Genomic DNA, 17,699 nt, shown 5'->3' with positions numbered 1-17,699 from the left:
AATCGGGCGATTATAGGCGAATACGGGACGCTGCCGGGCCTGGATCGGCCCGGGCGTCGCCTTGCGCTCAGGCTCAGGCCGGGTCGCGGCCCTGGACCAGGGTGCCGATGTTCTCGCCGCTGAGGATCTTCAGCAGCTCGCCCGGCTGGCCCATGTCGAACACCCGCATCGGCAGATCGCTGTCGCGGGCCAGTGCGAAGGCGGCGGTGTCCATCACTTCCAGGCCGCGGCGGATCACTTCGTCGTAGCTCAGGCTGTCGAAGCGGACCGCGTCGCTGTGCTTGTTCGGATCCTTGTCGTACACGCCATCGACCTTGGTGGCCTTGAGCAGCAGGTCCGCACCGATCTCGATGGCACGCAGGGCTGCGCCGGAATCGGTGGTGAAGAAGGGGCTGCCGACGCCGGCGGCGAAGATCACCAGCCGGCCTTTTTCCAGGTGGCGGATGGCGCGGCGGCGGATGTAGTCCTCGCACACGTCGTTGATCTTGATCGCGCTCATCACGCGGGCCTTGGCGCCCAGCTTCTCCAGGGCGTCCTGCATGGCCAGCGCGTTGATGACGGTGGCCAGCATGCCCATCTGGTCGCCGGTGACCCGGTCCATGCCGCCGGCAGCCAGGCCGGCGCCGCGGAAGATGTTGCCGCCGCCGATCACCAGTGCCACTTCGGCCCCTGCCTGCTGGGCCTCGATCACTTCACGGGCCAGGCGGTTGATGACCTTCGGGTCGATGCCGTAGTCCTCGTCTCCCATCAGCGCCTCCCCGGAGAGTTTCAGCAGGATGCGGCGATAGGCGAGCTTGGACATGGGGACCTCGGGTGCGTGGAAATCGCGGGCGATTCTACGCGCATGCGGCGCCCGGCCAAAGTGTTTTGTGCACTGCGGCGCAAAATCGGCTGGATCGCCCCGCTCATCGGGGCGTCCCGTTCAGCCCGCTTCGAGGCCGGCAGTGGCGGACAGTTCGTCGTGGCCCAGCGCGCCGGGGGAGCGGGCGATCACCCGGTTGCGGCCCAGGTTCTTGGATCGATACAGCACGTCATCGGCGGCGCGCAGCAGGTCCTGCACGTCGGCGAAGCGTTCGTAGCCCCCCTGCGTGGCCACGCCGGCGGAGAAGGTGACGAACAGCGGCCCTCCCTCGAGTTCGGCCATCGGCGTGGCGACGATGTTCGCCAGTACGCGCCGGATCACCTCCAGCGCTACCGATTCGCTGGTATTGGGCAGCAGCGCCACGAACTCCTCGCCACCGAAGCGGGCGACGGTGTCGCTGTTGCGCAGCTGGCCCTGCAGTTTGCCGGCGAAGGCGCGCAGCACCTCGTCGCCGGTCAGATGACCGTGAGCGTCGTTGATCTTCTTGAAGTCGTCCAGGTCGATGAAGGCCACCGAAAGCGGCCAGCCATGCCGGCCGGCGCGCAGGAATTCCTGCTCCAGCACCGCTTCCAGCTGGCGCCGGTTGAGTACGCCGGTCAGCGCGTCACGGTGGGCCTGGTCGGCCAGCCGCTTGGCGCGCGCCTCGAATTCATCGGCGCGTCGCCGTGCCTGGTCGGCATCCTGCAGTTCGCGCAGGTTGCGCAGGGTGGCCAGCTCCTGTGCGTGATCGATCAGTTCGTGCACCCGCGCCGGAGAATTCAGGCCGGCTTCGAACAGGCTGGCGATATCGGGCAGGGCATCGCTGATGCGGGCCAGGACCTGGTCGAAGCGGGCGCTGTCCAGATCCAGGCGGTCATGCACCTGCTGCAGCGCCCGTTCGCGGGCCGCGTCGGCGTCGCCGTCCAGCCAGATGTCGGCGACCGCGCCGGACAGTTGCACGCACGCCTGGAACGGCGAATCGGCGGCGTCCTCGTCTTCGCTGTGGCTGATGCTCTCCACCAGGTAGCGCGGCAGGCCCCACTGCTCGGCCACCCAGGCGCCGACATCGGCGTGGCTGCAGCCCAGCACGTTGCGCTCGCGGGCAACCAGGTCGAGGTTGTCGCGTGCTTCACGCAGCAGGGGCAGGTAGCGCTCGGCTTCGGCCTGGGCCAGGCACAGCACGCCCATGTCCTGCAGCAGTCCGGCCAGCATCAGTTCTTCCAGGCGGCGCAGCCCGCGCGCCTGGCCAAGCTGGCTGGCAGCCAGTGCACTGAGGATGCTGCGCTTCCAGGCCCGCTGGCGCAGGTCGTGATCGGCACCGCTTCCGGTCAGTCCCTGGGTGACCGTGAAACCCAGCGCCAGACTGATGGTGGCGTTGAGGCCCAGCATGGTCAGTGCCTGGCCGAGATTCTCGATGCGCCGCCGGCTGGCATACAGCGGCGAGTTGGCGATGCGCAGCATGCGGGCGCTGAGCGCCATGTCGATGGCGATGATGTCGGCGGCGGTGGCGATGTCCGCTTCCGGATCCTGGGCCAGTTCGATGATGCGCAGGGCAATACCGGGTGGCGAGGGAAGGTTGCGGCAGAGCGCCAGGGCAGCTGTCAGCTCGGGAGGCATGGCGGATCGTTCAATTCCATTAGGGCAAGAATACCTAGGAATTCATCACAGTCTGCGACTTTCTATCCTGCTATGTGACTGAGGATTCCCTGCGCCGAGTATCGGCCTGATTCGCGCGCAACGCAAAGTTCACCGACGGCATAAAAAAAGAGCCGCGGTTCCCCGCGGCTCCTTGTGGTCGCTTCACAGCCGGAAGGCTGGACTCAGACCTGCATCGCCTTGGCAACTTCGGCGGCGTAGTCTTCCACCACCTTCTCGATGCCTTCGCCGACGACCAGCAGCTGGAAACCAGCGACGTCGGCACCGGCGGCCTTGACCACCTGCTCGACGGTCTTGTCGCCGTCCAGCACATAGGCCTGGCCGTACAGGGTCACTTCGCTGACGATCTTGTTGATCTTGCCGCTGATGATCTTTTCCAGGATATCAGCCGGCTTCGACTTGTCCTTCTCGGACATCTTGGCCAGTTCGATTTCCTTTTCCTTCTCGACGAAGTCGGCCGGAACGTCGGCGGCCTTGTTGTGCGGCGGCTTCAGCGCAGCCACGTGCATGGCCAGGCCGCGGGCCAGTTCGGCGTCGCCGCCGACCAGGTCCACCAGGACGCCGACCTTGCCATTGGTGTGGACGTAGGCACCCACGGTGTTGTTGCCGTCGACCTTGGCGATGCGGCGGATCTGGATGTTCTCACCCAGCTTCTGCACGGCCAGGGCGCGGGCTTCTTCGACGGTCTCGCCGGAGGCCAGCTTGGCGGTCTTCAGCGCTTCGACGTCGGCAGCGCCCGATGCCAGGGCGGCAGCGGCAACGGCGTCGACGAAGGTCTTGAAGTTGACGTCGTTGGCGACGAAGTCGGTTTCCGAGTTGACTTCGACCAGCACGGCCTTGCCGCCGTCCTGTGCCAGGCCCAGACGGCCTTCGGCGGCCACGCGGTCAGCCTTCTTGTCGGCCTTGGCAGCGCCGGACTTGCGCAGCAGTTCCGCCGCAGCGTCGATGTCGCCGGCGGCTTCGGTCAGCGCCTTCTTGCATTCCATCATGCCGGCGCCGGTGCGCTCGCGCAGTTCCTTGACCAGGGAAGCAGTGATTTCCACGGGATTACCTCACGAAAGAAAGGGGTTGGGCCGGCATGGTGGCCGGCCCGTATGACATGGTCCTGTCACGCGCCGAGGGCGGCATGCAGGAGGGGTGGGCGCTGGGGCCCACCCCGGGGCCTGGATCAGGCCTGGGCTTCGTCGCCCTTCTTGGCGGTCTTCTTGGCCGGAGCGCGACGGGCCGGCTTCTCTTCGCCTTCAGCGGCGGCTTCAGCGAACTCTTCCTCGCGCACCGAGGCGGCGTGCGGAGCAGCGGCCTTGCCTTCCAGCACGGCGTCGGCGGCGGCACGGGCGTACAGCTGCACGGCGCGGATGGCGTCGTCGTTGCCCGGGATGGCGTAATCGACCAGCTCCGGGTTGTAGTTGGTATCAACCACGGCGATCACCGGGATGCCGAGCTTCTTGGCTTCCTTGATGGCGATGTCTTCGTGGCCGATGTCGATGACGAAGATGGCGTCCGGCAGACGGTTCATGTCCTTGATGCCGCCCAGCGAGGCTTCCAGCTTGTCGCGCTCGCGACGCAGGCCCAGCACTTCGTGCTTGACCAGCTTCTCGAAGGTGCCGTCGGTTTCACCGGCTTCCAGTTCCTTCAGGCGGGCAACCGACTGCTTGACGGTACGGAAGTTGGTCAGGGTGCCGCCCAGCCAACGCTGGTTCATGAACGGCATGCCGCAACGCTCGGCTTCTTCCTTGATGGTTTCGCGGGCGCTGCGCTTGGTGCCCAGGAACAGGACGGTGCCGCGCTTCTGGGCAACCGACGAGATGAAGTTCATCGCGTCGTTGAACAGCGGGACGGTCTTTTCCAGGTTGATGATGTGGATCTTGCCGCGGGCGCCGAAGATGTACGGAGCCATCTTCGGGTTCCAGTAGCGGGTCTGGTGGCCGAAGTGGACGCCGGCTTCCAGCATCTGACGCATGGTGACCTGGGGCATTGCAGTACTCCTGATATGGAACCAGCGATTCCGCCCGCGGGACAGGTATGCGGGACGCGTGGAAGCGCGATCGGTTCCGGGGTTGGGCTTCCCTGTTGCCTCCGTGGCCGAACTCCTTGCGGAGCACCCCGGCACGGATGGGGGCAGCAGGTGTGGATTCACCGGTGACGTCCGGTGTGGACGGGGTCCAGCGCACAGGGCGGCAGGACATCCTGGCGATTATAGCCCGGCGGGCGGGTTCACCGCAATTGACGGGTCCCATGCGTCCAGAACGACCTCCCGGCCGTCCTGCAGGCGGGCCCGGAAGCGGCCGCCGAGATAGCCGTCGCGGCGTGCCGGCAACGTCCAGCGCCTTTCCCGTCCTGCCAGCACATAGCCGGCCAGGCCCGGCAGCAGCACGCTGCGATGGCCGCCGGCGGACTCGAATGAAAGCCCGTCCAGGCGCGCATGCAGGCGGCCCGGGTTGTCCAGTCGCAGATGAGTCTGCGACCCGTTGGATTCGACGCGGGCACGCACGGCCGGGCGCACTGACGACGCAGCCGCACCCTGGAACAGCGGCAGCGAGTAGCGTGGCAGGCTGCTTCTGCCGGGGGCGAGCACGATACGGTAGGCCTGCTCGGCGGCGACCGGGACGGCGCTGCGGGGCAGCAGCCAGACCCGCTGGCGGGCGCCGGGCGCCAGATCCAGTCGGGTCGGACTGGCCAGGATGCGGTCGCTCGGCTGCAGCCGTTCGGCGTCCAGCTGCTGCTCCCACGCCAGGATCTGCACCTCGCCCTGCCAGCGCTCGGGGCCGGGGTTGTGCAGCCAGAGTTCGGTGCGGCCCCCTTCGGCGGGCAGCTGCAGGGTCGTGGGCAGCAGGTCCAGTGCGGCGGCAGGCAGCCCCGGCAGCAGCAGGAACAGGGCAAGGAGTGCGCGCATCGGCATCAGTAGATGAATGTCGGCATCAGTAGATGAATGTCGGCGCGGTGGAAGCGTCGTCGGTGGGCGAGGCTGGCGCGGGGGCGAGTTCACGCAGCTGTGCCGGCAGCTGCGGGGCATCGCTGCGCTGGTGCGGAACGGCACACGCGCGGCCGCCGGCATCGCCCTGGCAGGCTTCCACTACGACCAGGCGCACCTGCACCGGGGCTGCCGGCTCGGCCCAGGCCAGGGGGGCGGCGAGCATCATCGCCAGGATCGGAACTGCGCGAACCACCTGTCATCCACCGTGCCGGGATACCTGCTGGACGCTATCGGCCGGGCGCGCCGGATCTGTAGGGGCAGGTGCTCGCGGCACCGGTCAGTAGGTGATCGTCACCTGCACCACATCGTTGTAGGTACCTGCCGGCGGCTGGCCGGTGACCGGCGGCACCCGGCCGTAGATCGTCAGCTGCTGGGCACTGCCGGTACCGGTTCCGCTGGCGGTATCGACCGTGAGCGTGTTGCCCCAGCGCTGGTTGCGTGCACTGTCGCGGTACAGTTCATAGGCCAGGTAGTAACTGCTGCCCCCGATGGTGGTGCGCATGCGCCGGGTCGGGGTGGCCGGGGGATTGTTCTGGCCGTTGTCCAGGCCGATCTGGAATGCCGTGTTCTTCAGGCAGGTCAGGGTCAGGGTGGCGGTCCGGTCGATGTTGCTGGTGATGCTGCCGGTGACGTTGCCGAAGTCCAGAGGGGTGGTGAGGTAGCTGCCGCACTGTGGCAGCACGGTCGCGGTCGCGATGAAGCTGAAGGCCGCGCTGGCGCTGTTGGTACCGGTGGCGCCGCCGTTGCAGGTGGCCGGTACGGTGGCGTTGCCGAGCAGCACTTCGTTCCAGGCCCAGGTCAGCACCACGTCGGCGCCGCTGAAGGTGCTGCTGTAGTTGCCCGCGGCCAGCACCTGGTTGGCCGGGATCTGTGCGAACAGCTGGGTGGACTGCGCGCCGCTGCCGCCGACCACCAGCGGCACGTTGTAGGTCATGGTCAGCTCCTGCGCTGGCGGCGTACCGCGGGGAACCAGGCCGGTGACCTGGCTGTAGCCGGCATTGTTGTAGAGCTGGAAGTTCAGGGTGTCGGGAGGGGTGCCGGTACTGGTGCGCAGGGTCCGCCAGGTGCTGCTGCTGCCACCGCCGCTGCCGGCACCGATGCCCACGCACACGCGCACGCCGGTAGTGGCCAGCAGGCTCAGCGCCGCCGTCGTGCAGGTGACGGTGATGTTCAGCGTGGCCGAGGTGGGCCCGGGGGCATTGCTGTTGACGTTGCCGAACGGCAGGGTGGGGTTGGCGGTGGCCGTGCACACCGCCGCCGCGTGCGCCGGTGTGGCGGCCAGCAGGCCGAGCACGAGCAGCAGGCCGAGCAGGGGCACCTTCATGGCGCCACCTCGGGAATGCACGGTACCGGTGCCGGGCGGGGCCGGGCGCCGCTGGCAGCCACTTCCGGTGTGGCCGGCACCTTCACCCGGCACTGGCTGCGGCTGGTGGTGATGTACAGCACGCTGCCCGGCGCCACGTCCTCCAGGTACAGCAGGCCGTCGTAGCCGACGGTGGCCTGGCGACCCTGCGGCAGCTGCACTTCGCTGCCCACCTCCAGCGGTTGTCCGGCCATGTCCTGCAGGACCAGGGTCAGCGACGGCCGCGAGCGCAGATGGAACGTCACGCCGGTGCCGGCGCGCTGGCGGGGTGTCACCCAGTCCTCGACGCGGTCGGCGCGCATGTCCGCCGGCAGGTCGAGAGTGTCGATGGAGACCCGGTTGCGCTGCCACGACAGCAGGGGGCTGACCAGCAGCAGGCCACGGTCGTCGGTGACGCCGATCAGGCGGTTTTCCAGCCGTACCGGGACACCGGCGACGCCGCTGGTGCTGACCACCGCGAAGGCATCGGAGACCTCGCGGGTGGCAAAGGTGTGCCCGTCCATCCACACCAGGCTGCCGCTGGCGCTGGCATAGGCGTAGTCAATGCCGGCCTGGCGCGATGCGCCGAGCGCGTAACGCCCCACGTCGTTGAGGATGCCGACCTCGGCCAGGCCGCCTGTGCCCTCGTCGCCCCCGCGCACCTGCGCGCGCCAGCCGATGCCGCCGGCACTGCCATCGCCGGGGACCGGCTGGGTGATATCGGCCACCCAGGCCTGGCTGTCGCCGTTGCGCTGGCTGGAGAGGCTGGCCTGACGGTTGTTGCCGAGGCTCGCGCTCACTGACAGGTAGATGTTGCGGTCGTCGCTGCTGTCCAGATTCTGGTTGACCGAGAGGTAGGCCGACCAGCGCTGGCTCCAGGTGCGCGACCAGAACAGGCTGGCATAGCGGTTGTCGTCGCCATCGGGGTAGCGCAGCCGCAGGTAGCTTGCGCTCAGCGTTCCCAGCCCCAGCAGATCGAGACCGGCAGTGGCCTGTTCGCTGATGCGCGGGGGCAGGTTGTCCTGCAGCGCGCCCAGATCGCGGTAGTCGCCGTGGGTGCGTACGCTGCGCACATTGAAATTGAAGCGGCGGTTGTTCCAGCTGTAGCCCAGTGCCCATTGGCCGCCCTGCAGGCCCTGCAGGCGGCTGTGCGCATAGGCGGCATTGAACACGCCGGCCTCGCCCGCCAGCCACCAGCCACCGACGCCGGCCTGCAGCAGGCCGCCACCGCCTTCGGCGTGCGCTTCGCCGGTGAAGGTGTCGCTGATGCCACCACGCCAGCTGGCACTGGCCACCGTGCGGCTGTCGTACTCGAAGGAGCGTTCGCCGAACGCTTCGCGCAGTTGTCCGGCACCGACCGACCAGTCGGACAGGCCCTTGGCCAGCAGCTGCTGGGTGCCATAGAAGCTGAAATCCAGCGTCTGCATGCGGCCGAAGGCATCGGTCACCACAACCTGCGCGGTGCCGGTGCCGCTGATGCCCGGCTGTGCCGCCAGCTGGAACGGTCCGACCGGCACCTGGCCGCTGTATTGGCGCAACCCGTCGACGTACAGCTCCACCGTTGACGGCACCACCGCCTCGCCCAGGAAGCCGGGCGTCGGTGTCAGCACGCGGTAGGGCTGCAGCCCGTAGTTGCGTCCGACCTGCACGCCGCCCAGTCGCACCGGCCGGGTCCAGTCGACAAAGCCGCTGTAGAAATCACCGATCTCCAGCGTGGTCGCCGACTCGGGAAAATCCAGTGTCCAGTGCGTATCCAGGCGCACGCTTTCGCTGCGCCAGTGACGGTCGTCCGGCTGCTGGTAGCGACGGGTGACCGCCGTGTTCTCGAAGGTGCCGCTGCCGATGCCGAACAGGCGCAGTTCCGAGCTCAGGGTAAGGTTACCGAGTGCTTCGATGCGGCTGCCGTACACGTCGTAGTTGAGCAGCAGGCCCGGCGAGGCGCTGCCGGCCGGCGTACGCACCTGCGGGCGGCCGAGCAGGGTGGTGGGCAGGGTCAGCTGGTCCAGCGGCACATCCAGCGCCAGTGTCTGCAGCTGGGCGTCGTAGCGCGCGACCACGCCGCTGATCTGATCCAGAAACACCGGTGCATCGCCGGTGGCACTGAAGCCGAGCTGGCGCAGCACCTCCGGGCTGGCCTGCAGGCGGCCACGTGCTTCAGTGAAGGGCAGCAGGCCTCGCGGCGTGCTGTTCAGCGAGACGTCCAGGTACAGTGTCTGGCTGGCCGTCAGCGGTGTCGGGGGAGGCAGCAGGGCATCGGCGGAGACGCCGGAGATGCCGGACACGTCGGCGGCCGGAGCCGCGGGAACCCACGCGGCAGCGAGCACCGTGCCCACCACCGCCTCAGCGAGCCGGTGGCGGCGATAGCGGTGTCTGCGTCGACTCGCCATTGATCTTGGCCGTGATCTGGTCGTTGTCCCGGTCGACCGCCGTGCGCTCCACGGGCCAGCGCATCACCTGGCCGGGCAGCACATAGCCCAGCAGGCCGGGGTGGACGATACGCGGGCGTTCGACACTGCCCAGCGCCAGGTCGGCGATCTGCGCGTAGCTGTCGCCGGAATTGCCGATCTCGACGCCACTGCGACCATCGTCCAGCCGCAGCAGGCGTGCCTGCAGGCGCGGCGCCGGCGTGCCCCCAGCCGGCTGGATGAACACCGGGATCGAATAGCGCAGCACGAACTGCATGCCGCTGGCGCGGGTGGCCAGGTCCGGCACTTCGTCGACGATCAGGCGGTAATGCTGCTGGGAGGCCGGTGCCTCGCTGTCCGTGCGCATCACCCGCACCAGCTGCTGCTGGCCTGCGGCCAGTTCCTGCATCGGTGGAGTTGCCAGCAGCCCATCGGTAGGCAGCAGCTGCTCCCTGCCATCCTGCTGGACCCAGCGGAACACCCGCACCTGCAGCTTCACCGGCGCGGTCCCGCTGTTGGTCAGCCACAGCTCGGCGGCACGCTGGCGGGGCTCCAGCTGCAGGGTGGTGGGCGCGACCTGCAGGCTGGTGGCGGCGGAGGTGGCCATGGCGCTGGCCAGCAGGCAGGCGAGCAACGCCACGCCGGCGGCGCGCCACAGGCGGGGTCGGGACATGGAGGCGTGCTCCATCAATAAGTGATCGTGGCGGTGATCGTGTCCAGGTAGTTGCCGGCGGCCGCGTTGTTGGTGCTCAGGTTCAGGATCTGGCCGTAGACGATGTAGGGGACCGCCAGGCCCGTGCCGATGCCGGCCTGGGTATTGGTGCCGGTCGTCGACCCCCAGACCAGGCTGTGTGCCGCGTCGCGGTACAGCTGGTAACCGACGTAGTTGTTGGCGGTCACCGCCGCGTCGGTGTTCTTCATGCGCCGGGTGGTGACGTCGCCGGCCGTACCGGCGTTCGCACCCGCGTTCAGCGCGATCGTATACGGGGTCAGCGCAGAGCACTGGGCGGTCACCGTGCCCTGGCCCAGGGTAGGTATCGCGGTGGTCGATGCGGCGGTACCGAAGTCGACGTTGGTGGCGGCCGCGGCCGTGATCGTGCAGGCCTTGGTGACCACGAGGGTGACGTTGAAGGTGGTGGTATCGGCCGCCAGCGCCGGGCCGGCCAGCAGCAGCGCGGTCATGGCCCCGGCAAGGTAGGAGCGCAGTGGGATTCGCATGGACAACCTCCTTGACCCGAAGGTCCGTTGAACAAGGCGAAGGCGGCACGTTCGAGGCCGCTTCGGCGACGCTGGCGCCAGCTTAGGACCGCCAAGTGTCTGTAATCCGTGATAAACAGGGGCTGCGGAATGTGGGCGCGATCACGCTTTCGCTCGCCTTGCCGGAACTGTGCATGGCCGGGAACGTCCAGTTGGGTGGCGTTCGTTCAGATTGCGGCCGGATCGGCGATAATGGGCGCCATGAGCGTGAATCTGAAAACCCCGCAGGAAATCGAGATGATGCGCATCGCCGGCCGCCTGGCCAGCGAAGTGCTGGACATCGTCACCCCCCACGTCAAGCCCGGTGTCACCACCGAGGAACTGGACCGCATCTGCCATGACCATATCGTCAACGTGCAGGGCGCCATTCCGGCCAACGTCGGCTACCGCGGCTTCCCCAAGACCGTGTGCACCTCGGTCAACAATGTCATCTGCCACGGCATTCCGAGCGAAGGCAAGGTGCTCAAGGACGGCGACATCGTCAACATCGACGTGACCGTCATCAAGGATGGCTGGCACGGCGACACCAGTCGCATGTACTTCGTCGGCACACCGTCGGTGATGGCGCGCCGCCTGGTGGAGACCACCTACGAAGCGATGTGGCGCGGCATCCGCGCGGTACGTCCGGGGGCGACCCTGGGCGACATCGGCCACGCGATCCAGAGCTATGCCGAAGGCGAGCGCTTCAGCGTGGTGCGCGAGTACTGCGGCCACGGCATCGGCAAGGTCTATCACGACGAGCCGCAGGTGGTGCATTACGGTCGCCCGGGGCAGGGCCTGGTGCTGCAGCCGGGCATGACCTTCACCATCGAGCCGATGATCAACGAGGGCACCCGTTACAACAAGGTGCTGCCGGATGGCTGGACCGTGGTGACCAAGGACCGCAAGCTGTCGGCGCAATGGGAGCACATGATCGCGGTCACCGAGACCGGCGTTGACGTGCTGACCCTGTCGCCGGGCGAATCGCAGGTCTCCTGAGGATGCTGCCGGCGAGTTCGCTGCTGGACACGCCGGCCGCGTCGCTCAACGACCCGGACTGGGCTTCCGCTGCACGGCAGGCGCTGCAGCAGGCCGATGCGCGGCTGTACCGCCGTTTCGACCAGGGCGACAACATCGAGCGCCTGCTGGCACTGCGCGCGCGCGCGGCCGATCACCTGATCCGGCTGGCGTGGCAGCGCTGCCTGCCGTCCGACAGCGGGCTGTCCCTGTTCGCAGTGGGCGGCTACGGCCGTGGGGAGCTGTTCCCACGGTCTGACATCGATCTGCTGGTGTTCGGCGCGCCGCCAGCGCAGCTCGCCCACGAAGCGGGCCTGGCGCGGTTGTTCGCCCTGCTGTGGGATTGCGGATTGGCGGTCAGCCATGCCGTGCGCTCGGCGGCGCAGTGCCGCGAGGCGGCCGCCGACCAGACCGTGCTGACCGCGCTGATCGAAGCGCGCCCGATCCTGGCCGACGATGCGGCGCGCCGGGCGCTGCGCGAAGCAACCGACGACGACAGCGGACTGTGGCCGGCGCGCACCTTCTTCCTGGCCAAGCTGGAGGAACTGCGCAACCGCCACCAGCGTTTCGGCGATACCGCCGACAACCTCGAGCCCGATCTGAAGGATGGCCCCGGCGGGCTGCGTGATCTCAATACGCTGGGGTGGATGGCGCTGCGCGCGTTCGGCGTTCGCGACCTTGAGGCGCTGGTCGGGTTGGGCCATCTGGGTGCCGACGAAGCCGCGGCGCTCCAGCGCGAGCGCGCGGTGCTGGCGCGCCTGCGCTTCGGCCTCCACCTGGTGGCACGGCGGCCGGAGGAGCGCCTCCGCTTCGATTACCAGAAGACACTGGCCGCGCGGCTGGGTTTTGAGGACGACGCCGAGAACCTGGGCGTCGAGAAGATGATGCAGGGGTTCTATCGCGCCGCTTCGGTGGTGCGCCGGATCAGCGACCGCCTGCTGCAACGCTTCGAGGAGCAGTTCGACGGCGAAGCGCTGCCGGAACCGCTGACCGTGGGTTTCTCGCTGCGCCGCGGCTATCTGGCGGCGAACGAGGCGGCGTGGCCGCGCGGCGACATCGGCCAGGTGTTCGCCCTGTTCGCCGGCTGGGCCAACAACCCGCAGGTGCGTGGCCTGCATTCGCTGACCGCGCGCGCACTGGCCGAGTCGCTGCCGCTGCTGCCCGCCTATGACCAGGCCGATGCCGATGCGCGTGAGCAGTTCATGGCGCTGCTGCGTGGCCAGCGCCCGGTCGACACGCTCTCGCGGATGGCCCGGCTGGGTGTGCTGGGCCAGTGGATTCCCGCGTTCGCCCAGGTCAGCGGGCGCATGCAGTTCGACCTGTTCCACGTCTACACCGTCGATCAGCACACGCTGATGGTTCTGCGCAATATCGGCCAGTTCGCCAGCAGCCGTGCCGACGAGCGCTTCTCGATCGCGCATGAAGTGTGGCCGCGGCTGCGCAAGCCGGAACTGCTGCTGCTGGCCGGGCTGTTCCATGACATTGCCAAGGGCCGCGGCGGCGATCATTCCGAGCTGGGAGCGGTGGATGCGCGCGCGTTCTGCCAGGCGCATGCGCTCAGTGCCTCGGATACCGAACTGGTGGCGTGGCTGGTCGAACAGCACCTGCGCATGTCGGTGACAGCGCAGAAGCAGGACATCGCCGATCCGGCCGTGATCCATCGTTTCGCAACCCTGGTCGGCAGCCGCGACCGCCTCGACTACCTGTACCTGCTGACCTGCGCCGACATCGCCGGCACCAGCCCCAAGCTGTGGAACGCCTGGAAGGACCGGCTGCTGGCCGATCTGTACTTCGCCACGCGGCGCGCACTGCGCGAGGGCCTGGAGCATCCGGTGCCGGCCGCCGAGCGCGTTGCCGAGGCGCGTGACAGCGTGCGCGCGCTGGTACGCGAACAGGGCTATGACGACGCCACGATCGACCGCCAGTTCGCTGTCATGCCTGATGAAGGCTTCATCCGCCTGCGTCCGGAGCAGCTGGCCTGGCAGGCCGCTGCGCTGGTGCCGGTGAAGCAGGGCCAGGCGCTGGTGAAGGTGCGCCGCATCAGCGTCGACGACCCCGCGCTGGAAGTGTTCGTGCATTCGCCGGATCGCGACGGCCTGTTTGCTGCCATCGTGATGACGCTGGACCGCAAGGGCTACGGCATCCATCGCGCACGGGTACTGGACGGCCCCGCGGGCACCATCTTCGATACCTTTGAGGTCAGCCCCGCCGATACCTTCGCCGATGGCAGCAGCGCCAACCTGGAAGCTGCGCTGCGCGAGGCGCTGGCCGGTGACCTGGGCCGTCTGCGCCCGTCGCGGCGGGTGGTGCCGCGGCAGCTGCGTCACTTCCGCTTCGTGCCGCGCATCGAGTTCCGCGATGAGCCCGGCGCAACCCGATTCGCCCTGGTCGCACCCGACCGCCCCGGCCTGCTGGCCGACGTGGCGTTCGTGCTGCGCAACCAGGGCCTGCGCGTGCATGACGCGCGCATTGCCACGTTCGGCGAACGCGCCGAAGACACCTTCGTGATCAGTGACGAACACGACCTCCCCCTGACCGAACCCGCCCGGCAGCAGCTGCATGACGCGATGCTGGCCTGCCTGGACCCTGATCGAAACGCCGGAGACCCCACCTGATGGCCACCAAGCCTGCAAAGAAGACCGCCGCGACCGCCAAGAGCGCGGCGGCCCGAAAGACCACTGCCGCGACGGCCGCAAAGAAGACCGTTGCCCCGGTGAAGAAGGTGGCTGCCGCGAAGAAGCCGGCGCCGAAGAAGGCCCCGGCCAAGAGCGCGGAAGCCGCGCGCGCCGAGACCATCGCCCGCAAGTCGCTGCGCAGGCCGGCCGCGCCGGGCGTGGAAGAACTGAAGTTCGGCATCGAAAGCGCCTTCGAGCGCCGCGCGACGCTGACCCTGCATGAACTGGAGGGCTCGACCCGGGTGCTGGTCAACCGCGTGATCGACGGCCTGGAAAGCGGCGAGTTCCGTGTCGCCGAGCCGGACGGGCAGGGGGGCTGGAAAGTCAACGAATGGCTGAAGAAGGCGGTGCTGCTGTACTTCCGTGTCAATGACATGGCAGTGGTCGACGCCCGTCCGGCCCCGTTCTGGGACAAGGTCGAATCGCGCTTTGCCGGGTACGACGAAGCGAAGTTCCGTCGTGCCGGGGTACGCGTGGTGCCGGGCGCGATCGCGCGCCGGGGTACCTACTTCGGCAAGGATGTGGTGCTGATGCCGAGCTTCACCAACATCGGCGCCCATGTCGGCGAGGGCACCATGGTCGATACCTGGGCCACCGTCGGCTCCTGTGCGCAGATCGGCCAGCATTGCCACCTGTCCGGTGGCGCCGGCATCGGCGGCGTGCTCGAACCGCTGCAGGCCAGCCCGACCATCATCGAAGACCATTGCTTCATCGGCGCGCGTTCGGAAGTGGTGGAGGGCGTAGTGGTCGGCCACCACAGCGTGATCGGCATGGGCGTGTTCCTCAGCCAGAGCACCCGCATCTACAACCGCGCCACCGGCGAGATCACCTACGGCTACATCCCGCCGTACAGCGTGGTGGTGTCGGGCTCGCTGCCGAGCAAGGACGGCACGCACTCGCTGTACTGCGCGGTGATCGTCAAGCAGGTCGATGCCCGCACCCGCAGCAAGACCAGCGTCAACGATCTTCTGCGCGGCCTGGCGGACTGACGATGGCTGCGCCGGACGACCTGGCGCAGTCCGCGATCTACCGGCATCCGTTCGACAACGTGTTCGCGCGGATGCTGCCGCGCCTGCTGCACGCACCGCGCTGGACCCGGCTGCGCCGCGCGCTGTCGCGGCGCTGGCCGATGCCGGCGCTGGCCAGCGATGTGCGCGACGTGGTCTACGCGAGCTGGTGGGTCGATGTGCGTCATGCGCCGTCACCGCCGCCTGGCCATCACTACGTGGTCCATGCCGGTCGTACGCCTTACACCATCCTCAGCTATCGCCACGGCCACTTCGGGCCGGCCCTGGCCGGCCCTCTGCGGGCGCTGATGCCATCGCCGCAGCAGAGCAACTGGCGCTGGTACCTGCGCCGCGACGACGATCCGGACGGCACCCCGGTCGTGCTGTTCGACCGCAACGTGATGGATCAGCTGGCCTTCGTCGCCGGTGCGCGTGCCTTCAGCGATGCCATGCAACCTCATCTCTCCGTGCGCTTCGCACATGTGCTTGAGGCCAATGGCGGCGGCCATACCCTGATCGAAGGTGGGCACGGCAGCGCGCCGGCGCTTCGACTGCAGTGGCAGGTTGCCGCAGGCTGGGACGATGCCACGTGGTCGGCGGCCTTTGCCGGCCATGACGCCCTGCTGCGTTTCCTGACCTGCCAGGACGAGGCCATCGCCCGTACCTGTGACGGGCACTGGGCCAGCACCCGCATCGACCTGCCGGTGGAGCTGACCCATCTGCGGCCGCTGCACCTGCAGGGTACGCTGCAGTGTCCACGCCTGCAGGCGATGGGCGTTGCGCTGCCCGACGGGCTGGCCTTCCACCTGCCACGCGTGCCGTTCCGGGTCGTGTCCGAGCGTCTGTTGTGAGATTCTGCCCCTCTGTTTTCCAGCATTGCCGATGGCCATGAGCACCACTGTCTACGGATTGAAGAACTGCGATACCTGCAAGAAGGCGACCAAGTGGCTGGACCGCTTCGGCGTGCCATACACCTTCGTCGACTACCGCGAGACCAAGCCCGGCCCGGAAACGCTGGTCGAGTGGGCCGCGCAGCTGGGCGGCCTGTCCGCAATGGTCAACCGGTCATCGACCACCTGGCGGCAGCTGCCGGACAACCGCAAGGCGGCCGCCTCCGATGCCGAGTGGAAGCTGCTGCTGCGCGAGTACCCGCAGCTGATCAAGCGCCCGCTGGTGGTGACGTCCGACGGCAAGGTCAGCCAGGGATTCAGCGACAACGGGTTCAAGGCGCGCTTCGGCGTGGGTGGCGCGTGAGCGCGGTGCTGGACCTGGCCAGCGAGCTGATCGCACGGCCATCGGTCACGCCGGACGATGCCGGCTGCCAGGCGCTGCTTGCGGCGCGGCTGCAGCGTGCGGGGTTCGACTGCGAGCACCTGCGCCTGGGCGACGTCGACAACCTGTGGGCGACCCATGGCAGCGGTGCGCCGGTGCTGGTCCTGCTGGGCCACACCGACGTGGTGCCACCGGGACCGCGCGAGGCCTGGCAGAGCGATCCGTTCGTCCCGCAGATCCGCGATGGCGTGCTGTACGGCCGTGGCGCGGCCGACATGAAGGGCAGCGTAGCCGCGTTCGTCATCGCGGCCGAGCAGTTCGCCGCAGCCCACCCGCATCACGCGGGAACGCTGGCGGTGCTGCTGACCAGTGACGAGGAGGGCGATGCGATCGACGGCGTGCGCCATGTCGCGCGCCTGTTCGCAGAGCGCGGCCAGCGCATCGACTGGTGCATCACCGGCGAACCCTCGTCGACCGCAACGCTGGGCGATCTGCTCCGCGTCGGCCGCCGCGGCAGCCTGTCGGCGAAGTTGCGCGTGCAGGGCGTGCAGGGCCATGTGGCCTACCCGGAGAAGGCGCGCAACCCGATCCACCAGGCGGCGCCGGCGTTGGCCGAACTGAGTGCGCGGCGCTGGGACGAGGGTTACGAGAGCTTTCCGCCGACCAGCCTGCAGATCTCCAACATCCATGCCGGCACCGGTGCCAACAACGTGATTCCGGGCGAGCTGGAAGTGGATTTCAACGTCCGCTACAACCCGCATTGGGATGCGCCGAAGCTGGAAGCGGAGATCACCGCGCTGCTGGACCGCCACGGCCTGCAGTACACGCTGAAGTGGCACCGCAGCGGCGAGCCGTTCTACACGCCCGAAGGCACGCTGCGTGCCGCCGCGCGCGCTGTGCTGGCCGACCACATCGGCGGTGCGCCGGAAGAAAGTACCGGTGGCGGAACGTCCGACGCCCGCTTCATCGCGCCCTTGGGCGCGCAGTGCATCGAAGTGGGACCGGTCAACGCCAGCATTCACCAGGTGGACGAGAACGTGCGTGTGGACGAGCTTGAGGCCCTGCCGGGCCTGTACCTGCGGCTGGTCGAGCGCCTGCTGGTGTGAGGCACGACGCCGGGTATGGCCCGGCGCCGCCCTTGGCCGACGGTAGCGCCGGGCCCTGGCCCGCGGACGCCCCCCCAGGTTTCCCACCCCACAGTTTGGCGGCCCCCGAAACCGGGGTTGGGGGGGGGGGTGTGGGTGCGCCCGGCCCCCCCCCGCCACAAAAACCCC

At 68.4% G+C, this 17,699-nt stretch carries 16 protein-coding genes; 6 read left to right on the top strand and 10 right to left on the bottom strand.

Going from position 1 to position 17,699, the window contains the following annotated elements; all coding sequences use genetic code 11:
• Positions 1 to 73: 73 nt before the first annotated feature.
• From pyrH to ACVOMM_RS12255, 10 genes are all read right to left on the bottom strand, one after another.
• Complete coding sequence (pyrH, locus tag ACVOMM_RS12300; RefSeq protein WP_053518314.1) at positions 74 to 802, bottom strand: UMP kinase; 729 nt, start codon at positions 800 to 802, stop codon at positions 74 to 76.
• A gap of 120 nt (positions 803 to 922) precedes the next feature.
• Positions 923 to 2,458 (bottom strand): sensor domain-containing diguanylate cyclase, encoded by a 1,536-nt coding sequence (locus ACVOMM_RS12295; protein ID WP_111185787.1) that lies wholly within the window; start codon positions 2,456 to 2,458, stop codon positions 923 to 925.
• 203 nt (positions 2,459 to 2,661) lie between these two features.
• Positions 2,662 to 3,540, bottom strand: a complete 879-nt coding sequence (tsf, locus tag ACVOMM_RS12290) for a translation elongation factor Ts (RefSeq protein ID WP_053518318.1) — start codon at positions 3,538 to 3,540, stop codon at positions 2,662 to 2,664.
• 125 nt (positions 3,541 to 3,665) lie between these two features.
• Positions 3,666 to 4,472, bottom strand: a complete 807-nt coding sequence (gene rpsB, locus ACVOMM_RS12285; RefSeq protein ID WP_053518321.1) for a 30S ribosomal protein S2 — start codon at positions 4,470 to 4,472, stop codon at positions 3,666 to 3,668.
• Between the two features lie 219 nt (positions 4,473 to 4,691).
• Positions 4,692 to 5,390, bottom strand: coding sequence for a fimbrial biogenesis chaperone (locus ACVOMM_RS12280; RefSeq protein ID WP_065181383.1), 699 nt, complete (start codon positions 5,388 to 5,390; stop codon positions 4,692 to 4,694).
• Between the two features lie 25 nt (positions 5,391 to 5,415).
• The gene (locus ACVOMM_RS12275; RefSeq protein WP_481526305.1) at positions 5,416 to 5,664 is read right to left on the bottom strand and encodes a hypothetical protein; all 249 of its coding nucleotides are present in this window, start codon (positions 5,662 to 5,664) and stop codon (positions 5,416 to 5,418) included.
• Between the two features lie 84 nt (positions 5,665 to 5,748).
• Positions 5,749 to 6,795 (bottom strand): Csu type fimbrial protein, encoded by a 1,047-nt coding sequence (locus ACVOMM_RS12270; RefSeq protein WP_065174699.1) that lies wholly within the window; start codon positions 6,793 to 6,795, stop codon positions 5,749 to 5,751.
• The gene (locus tag ACVOMM_RS12265; protein ID WP_164150838.1) at positions 6,792 to 9,146 is read right to left on the bottom strand and encodes a fimbria/pilus outer membrane usher protein; all 2,355 of its coding nucleotides are present in this window, start codon (positions 9,144 to 9,146) and stop codon (positions 6,792 to 6,794) included. The genes ACVOMM_RS12270 and ACVOMM_RS12265 overlap by 4 nt, the downstream gene beginning before the upstream one ends.
• Positions 9,147 to 9,153: 7 nt before the next feature.
• Positions 9,154 to 9,906: a fimbrial biogenesis chaperone gene (locus tag ACVOMM_RS12260; RefSeq protein WP_481526304.1), complete on the bottom strand. Its 753-nt coding sequence runs from the start codon at positions 9,904 to 9,906 to the stop codon at positions 9,154 to 9,156.
• Positions 9,906 to 10,436: a Csu type fimbrial protein gene (locus ACVOMM_RS12255; protein WP_481526303.1), complete on the bottom strand. Its 531-nt coding sequence runs from the start codon at positions 10,434 to 10,436 to the stop codon at positions 9,906 to 9,908. Before ACVOMM_RS12255 ends, ACVOMM_RS12260 begins: the two co-directional genes overlap by 1 nt.
• A gap of 240 nt (positions 10,437 to 10,676) precedes the next feature.
• On the opposite strand from ACVOMM_RS12255, the gene map reads away from it, so the two are divergent.
• The 6 genes from map to dapE are packed head-to-tail and all read left to right on the top strand — an operon-like array spanning position 10,677 to position 17,531.
• Complete coding sequence (gene map, locus ACVOMM_RS12250) at positions 10,677 to 11,453, top strand: type I methionyl aminopeptidase (RefSeq protein WP_111185881.1); 777 nt, start codon at positions 10,677 to 10,679, stop codon at positions 11,451 to 11,453.
• A gap of 20 nt (positions 11,454 to 11,473) precedes the next feature.
• On the top strand, positions 11,474 to 14,086 hold the full coding sequence (locus ACVOMM_RS12245; RefSeq protein WP_414488209.1) for a [protein-PII] uridylyltransferase: 2,613 nt from the start codon (positions 11,474 to 11,476) through the stop codon (positions 14,084 to 14,086).
• On the top strand, positions 14,086 to 15,135 hold the full coding sequence (gene dapD / locus ACVOMM_RS12240; protein ID WP_053518332.1) for a 2,3,4,5-tetrahydropyridine-2,6-dicarboxylate N-succinyltransferase: 1,050 nt from the start codon (positions 14,086 to 14,088) through the stop codon (positions 15,133 to 15,135). The genes ACVOMM_RS12245 and dapD overlap by 1 nt, the downstream gene beginning before the upstream one ends.
• A 2-nt stretch (positions 15,136 to 15,137) precedes the next feature.
• Positions 15,138 to 16,004 carry a hypothetical protein gene (locus ACVOMM_RS12235; RefSeq protein ID WP_445393751.1) on the top strand — a complete coding sequence of 289 codons (867 nt, stop codon included), beginning with the start codon at positions 15,138 to 15,140 and terminating at the stop codon, positions 16,002 to 16,004.
• Positions 16,005 to 16,035: 31 nt separating this feature from the next.
• A complete protein-coding gene (locus ACVOMM_RS12230) occupies positions 16,036 to 16,407 on the top strand; it encodes an arsenate reductase (RefSeq protein WP_180875666.1) in 372 nt (123 codons plus the stop codon).
• Positions 16,404 to 17,531, top strand: a complete 1,128-nt coding sequence (gene dapE / locus ACVOMM_RS12225) for a succinyl-diaminopimelate desuccinylase (protein ID WP_279941828.1) — start codon at positions 16,404 to 16,406, stop codon at positions 17,529 to 17,531. The genes ACVOMM_RS12230 and dapE overlap by 4 nt, the downstream gene beginning before the upstream one ends.
• Positions 17,532 to 17,699 lie beyond the last annotated feature (168 nt).

This window comes from Stenotrophomonas sp. STEN009 (assembly GCF_056760395.1).
This window is presented reverse-complemented; position numbering and strand designations above follow the sequence as displayed.

What these genes read in the sequence shown, in the direction of transcription:
- ACVOMM_RS12270 (WP_065174699.1), bottom strand. Translation starts at nt 6,795, where the DNA reads ATGAAGGTGCCCCTGCTCGGCCTGCTGCTCGTGCTCGGCCTGCTGGCC.
- ACVOMM_RS12230 (WP_180875666.1), top strand. Translation starts at nt 16,036, where the DNA reads ATGGCCATGAGCACCACTGTCTACGGATTGAAGAACTGCGATACCTGC.
- ACVOMM_RS12295 (WP_111185787.1), bottom strand. Translation starts at nt 2,458, where the DNA reads ATGCCTCCCGAGCTGACAGCTGCCCTGGCGCTCTGCCGCAACCTTCCC.
- ACVOMM_RS12260 (WP_481526304.1), bottom strand. Translation starts at nt 9,906, where the DNA reads ATGGAGCACGCCTCCATGTCCCGACCCCGCCTGTGGCGCGCCGCCGGC.
- rpsB (WP_053518321.1), bottom strand. Translation starts at nt 4,472, where the DNA reads ATGCCCCAGGTCACCATGCGTCAGATGCTGGAAGCCGGCGTCCACTTC.
- map (WP_111185881.1), top strand. Translation starts at nt 10,677, where the DNA reads ATGAGCGTGAATCTGAAAACCCCGCAGGAAATCGAGATGATGCGCATC.
- dapD (WP_053518332.1), top strand. Translation starts at nt 14,086, where the DNA reads ATGGCCACCAAGCCTGCAAAGAAGACCGCCGCGACCGCCAAGAGCGCG.
- ACVOMM_RS12280 (WP_065181383.1), bottom strand. Translation starts at nt 5,390, where the DNA reads ATGCGCGCACTCCTTGCCCTGTTCCTGCTGCTGCCGGGGCTGCCTGCC.
- ACVOMM_RS12235 (WP_445393751.1), top strand. Translation starts at nt 15,138, where the DNA reads ATGGCTGCGCCGGACGACCTGGCGCAGTCCGCGATCTACCGGCATCCG.
- ACVOMM_RS12255 (WP_481526303.1), bottom strand. Translation starts at nt 10,436, where the DNA reads ATGCGAATCCCACTGCGCTCCTACCTTGCCGGGGCCATGACCGCGCTG.
- pyrH (WP_053518314.1), bottom strand. Translation starts at nt 802, where the DNA reads ATGTCCAAGCTCGCCTATCGCCGCATCCTGCTGAAACTCTCCGGGGAG.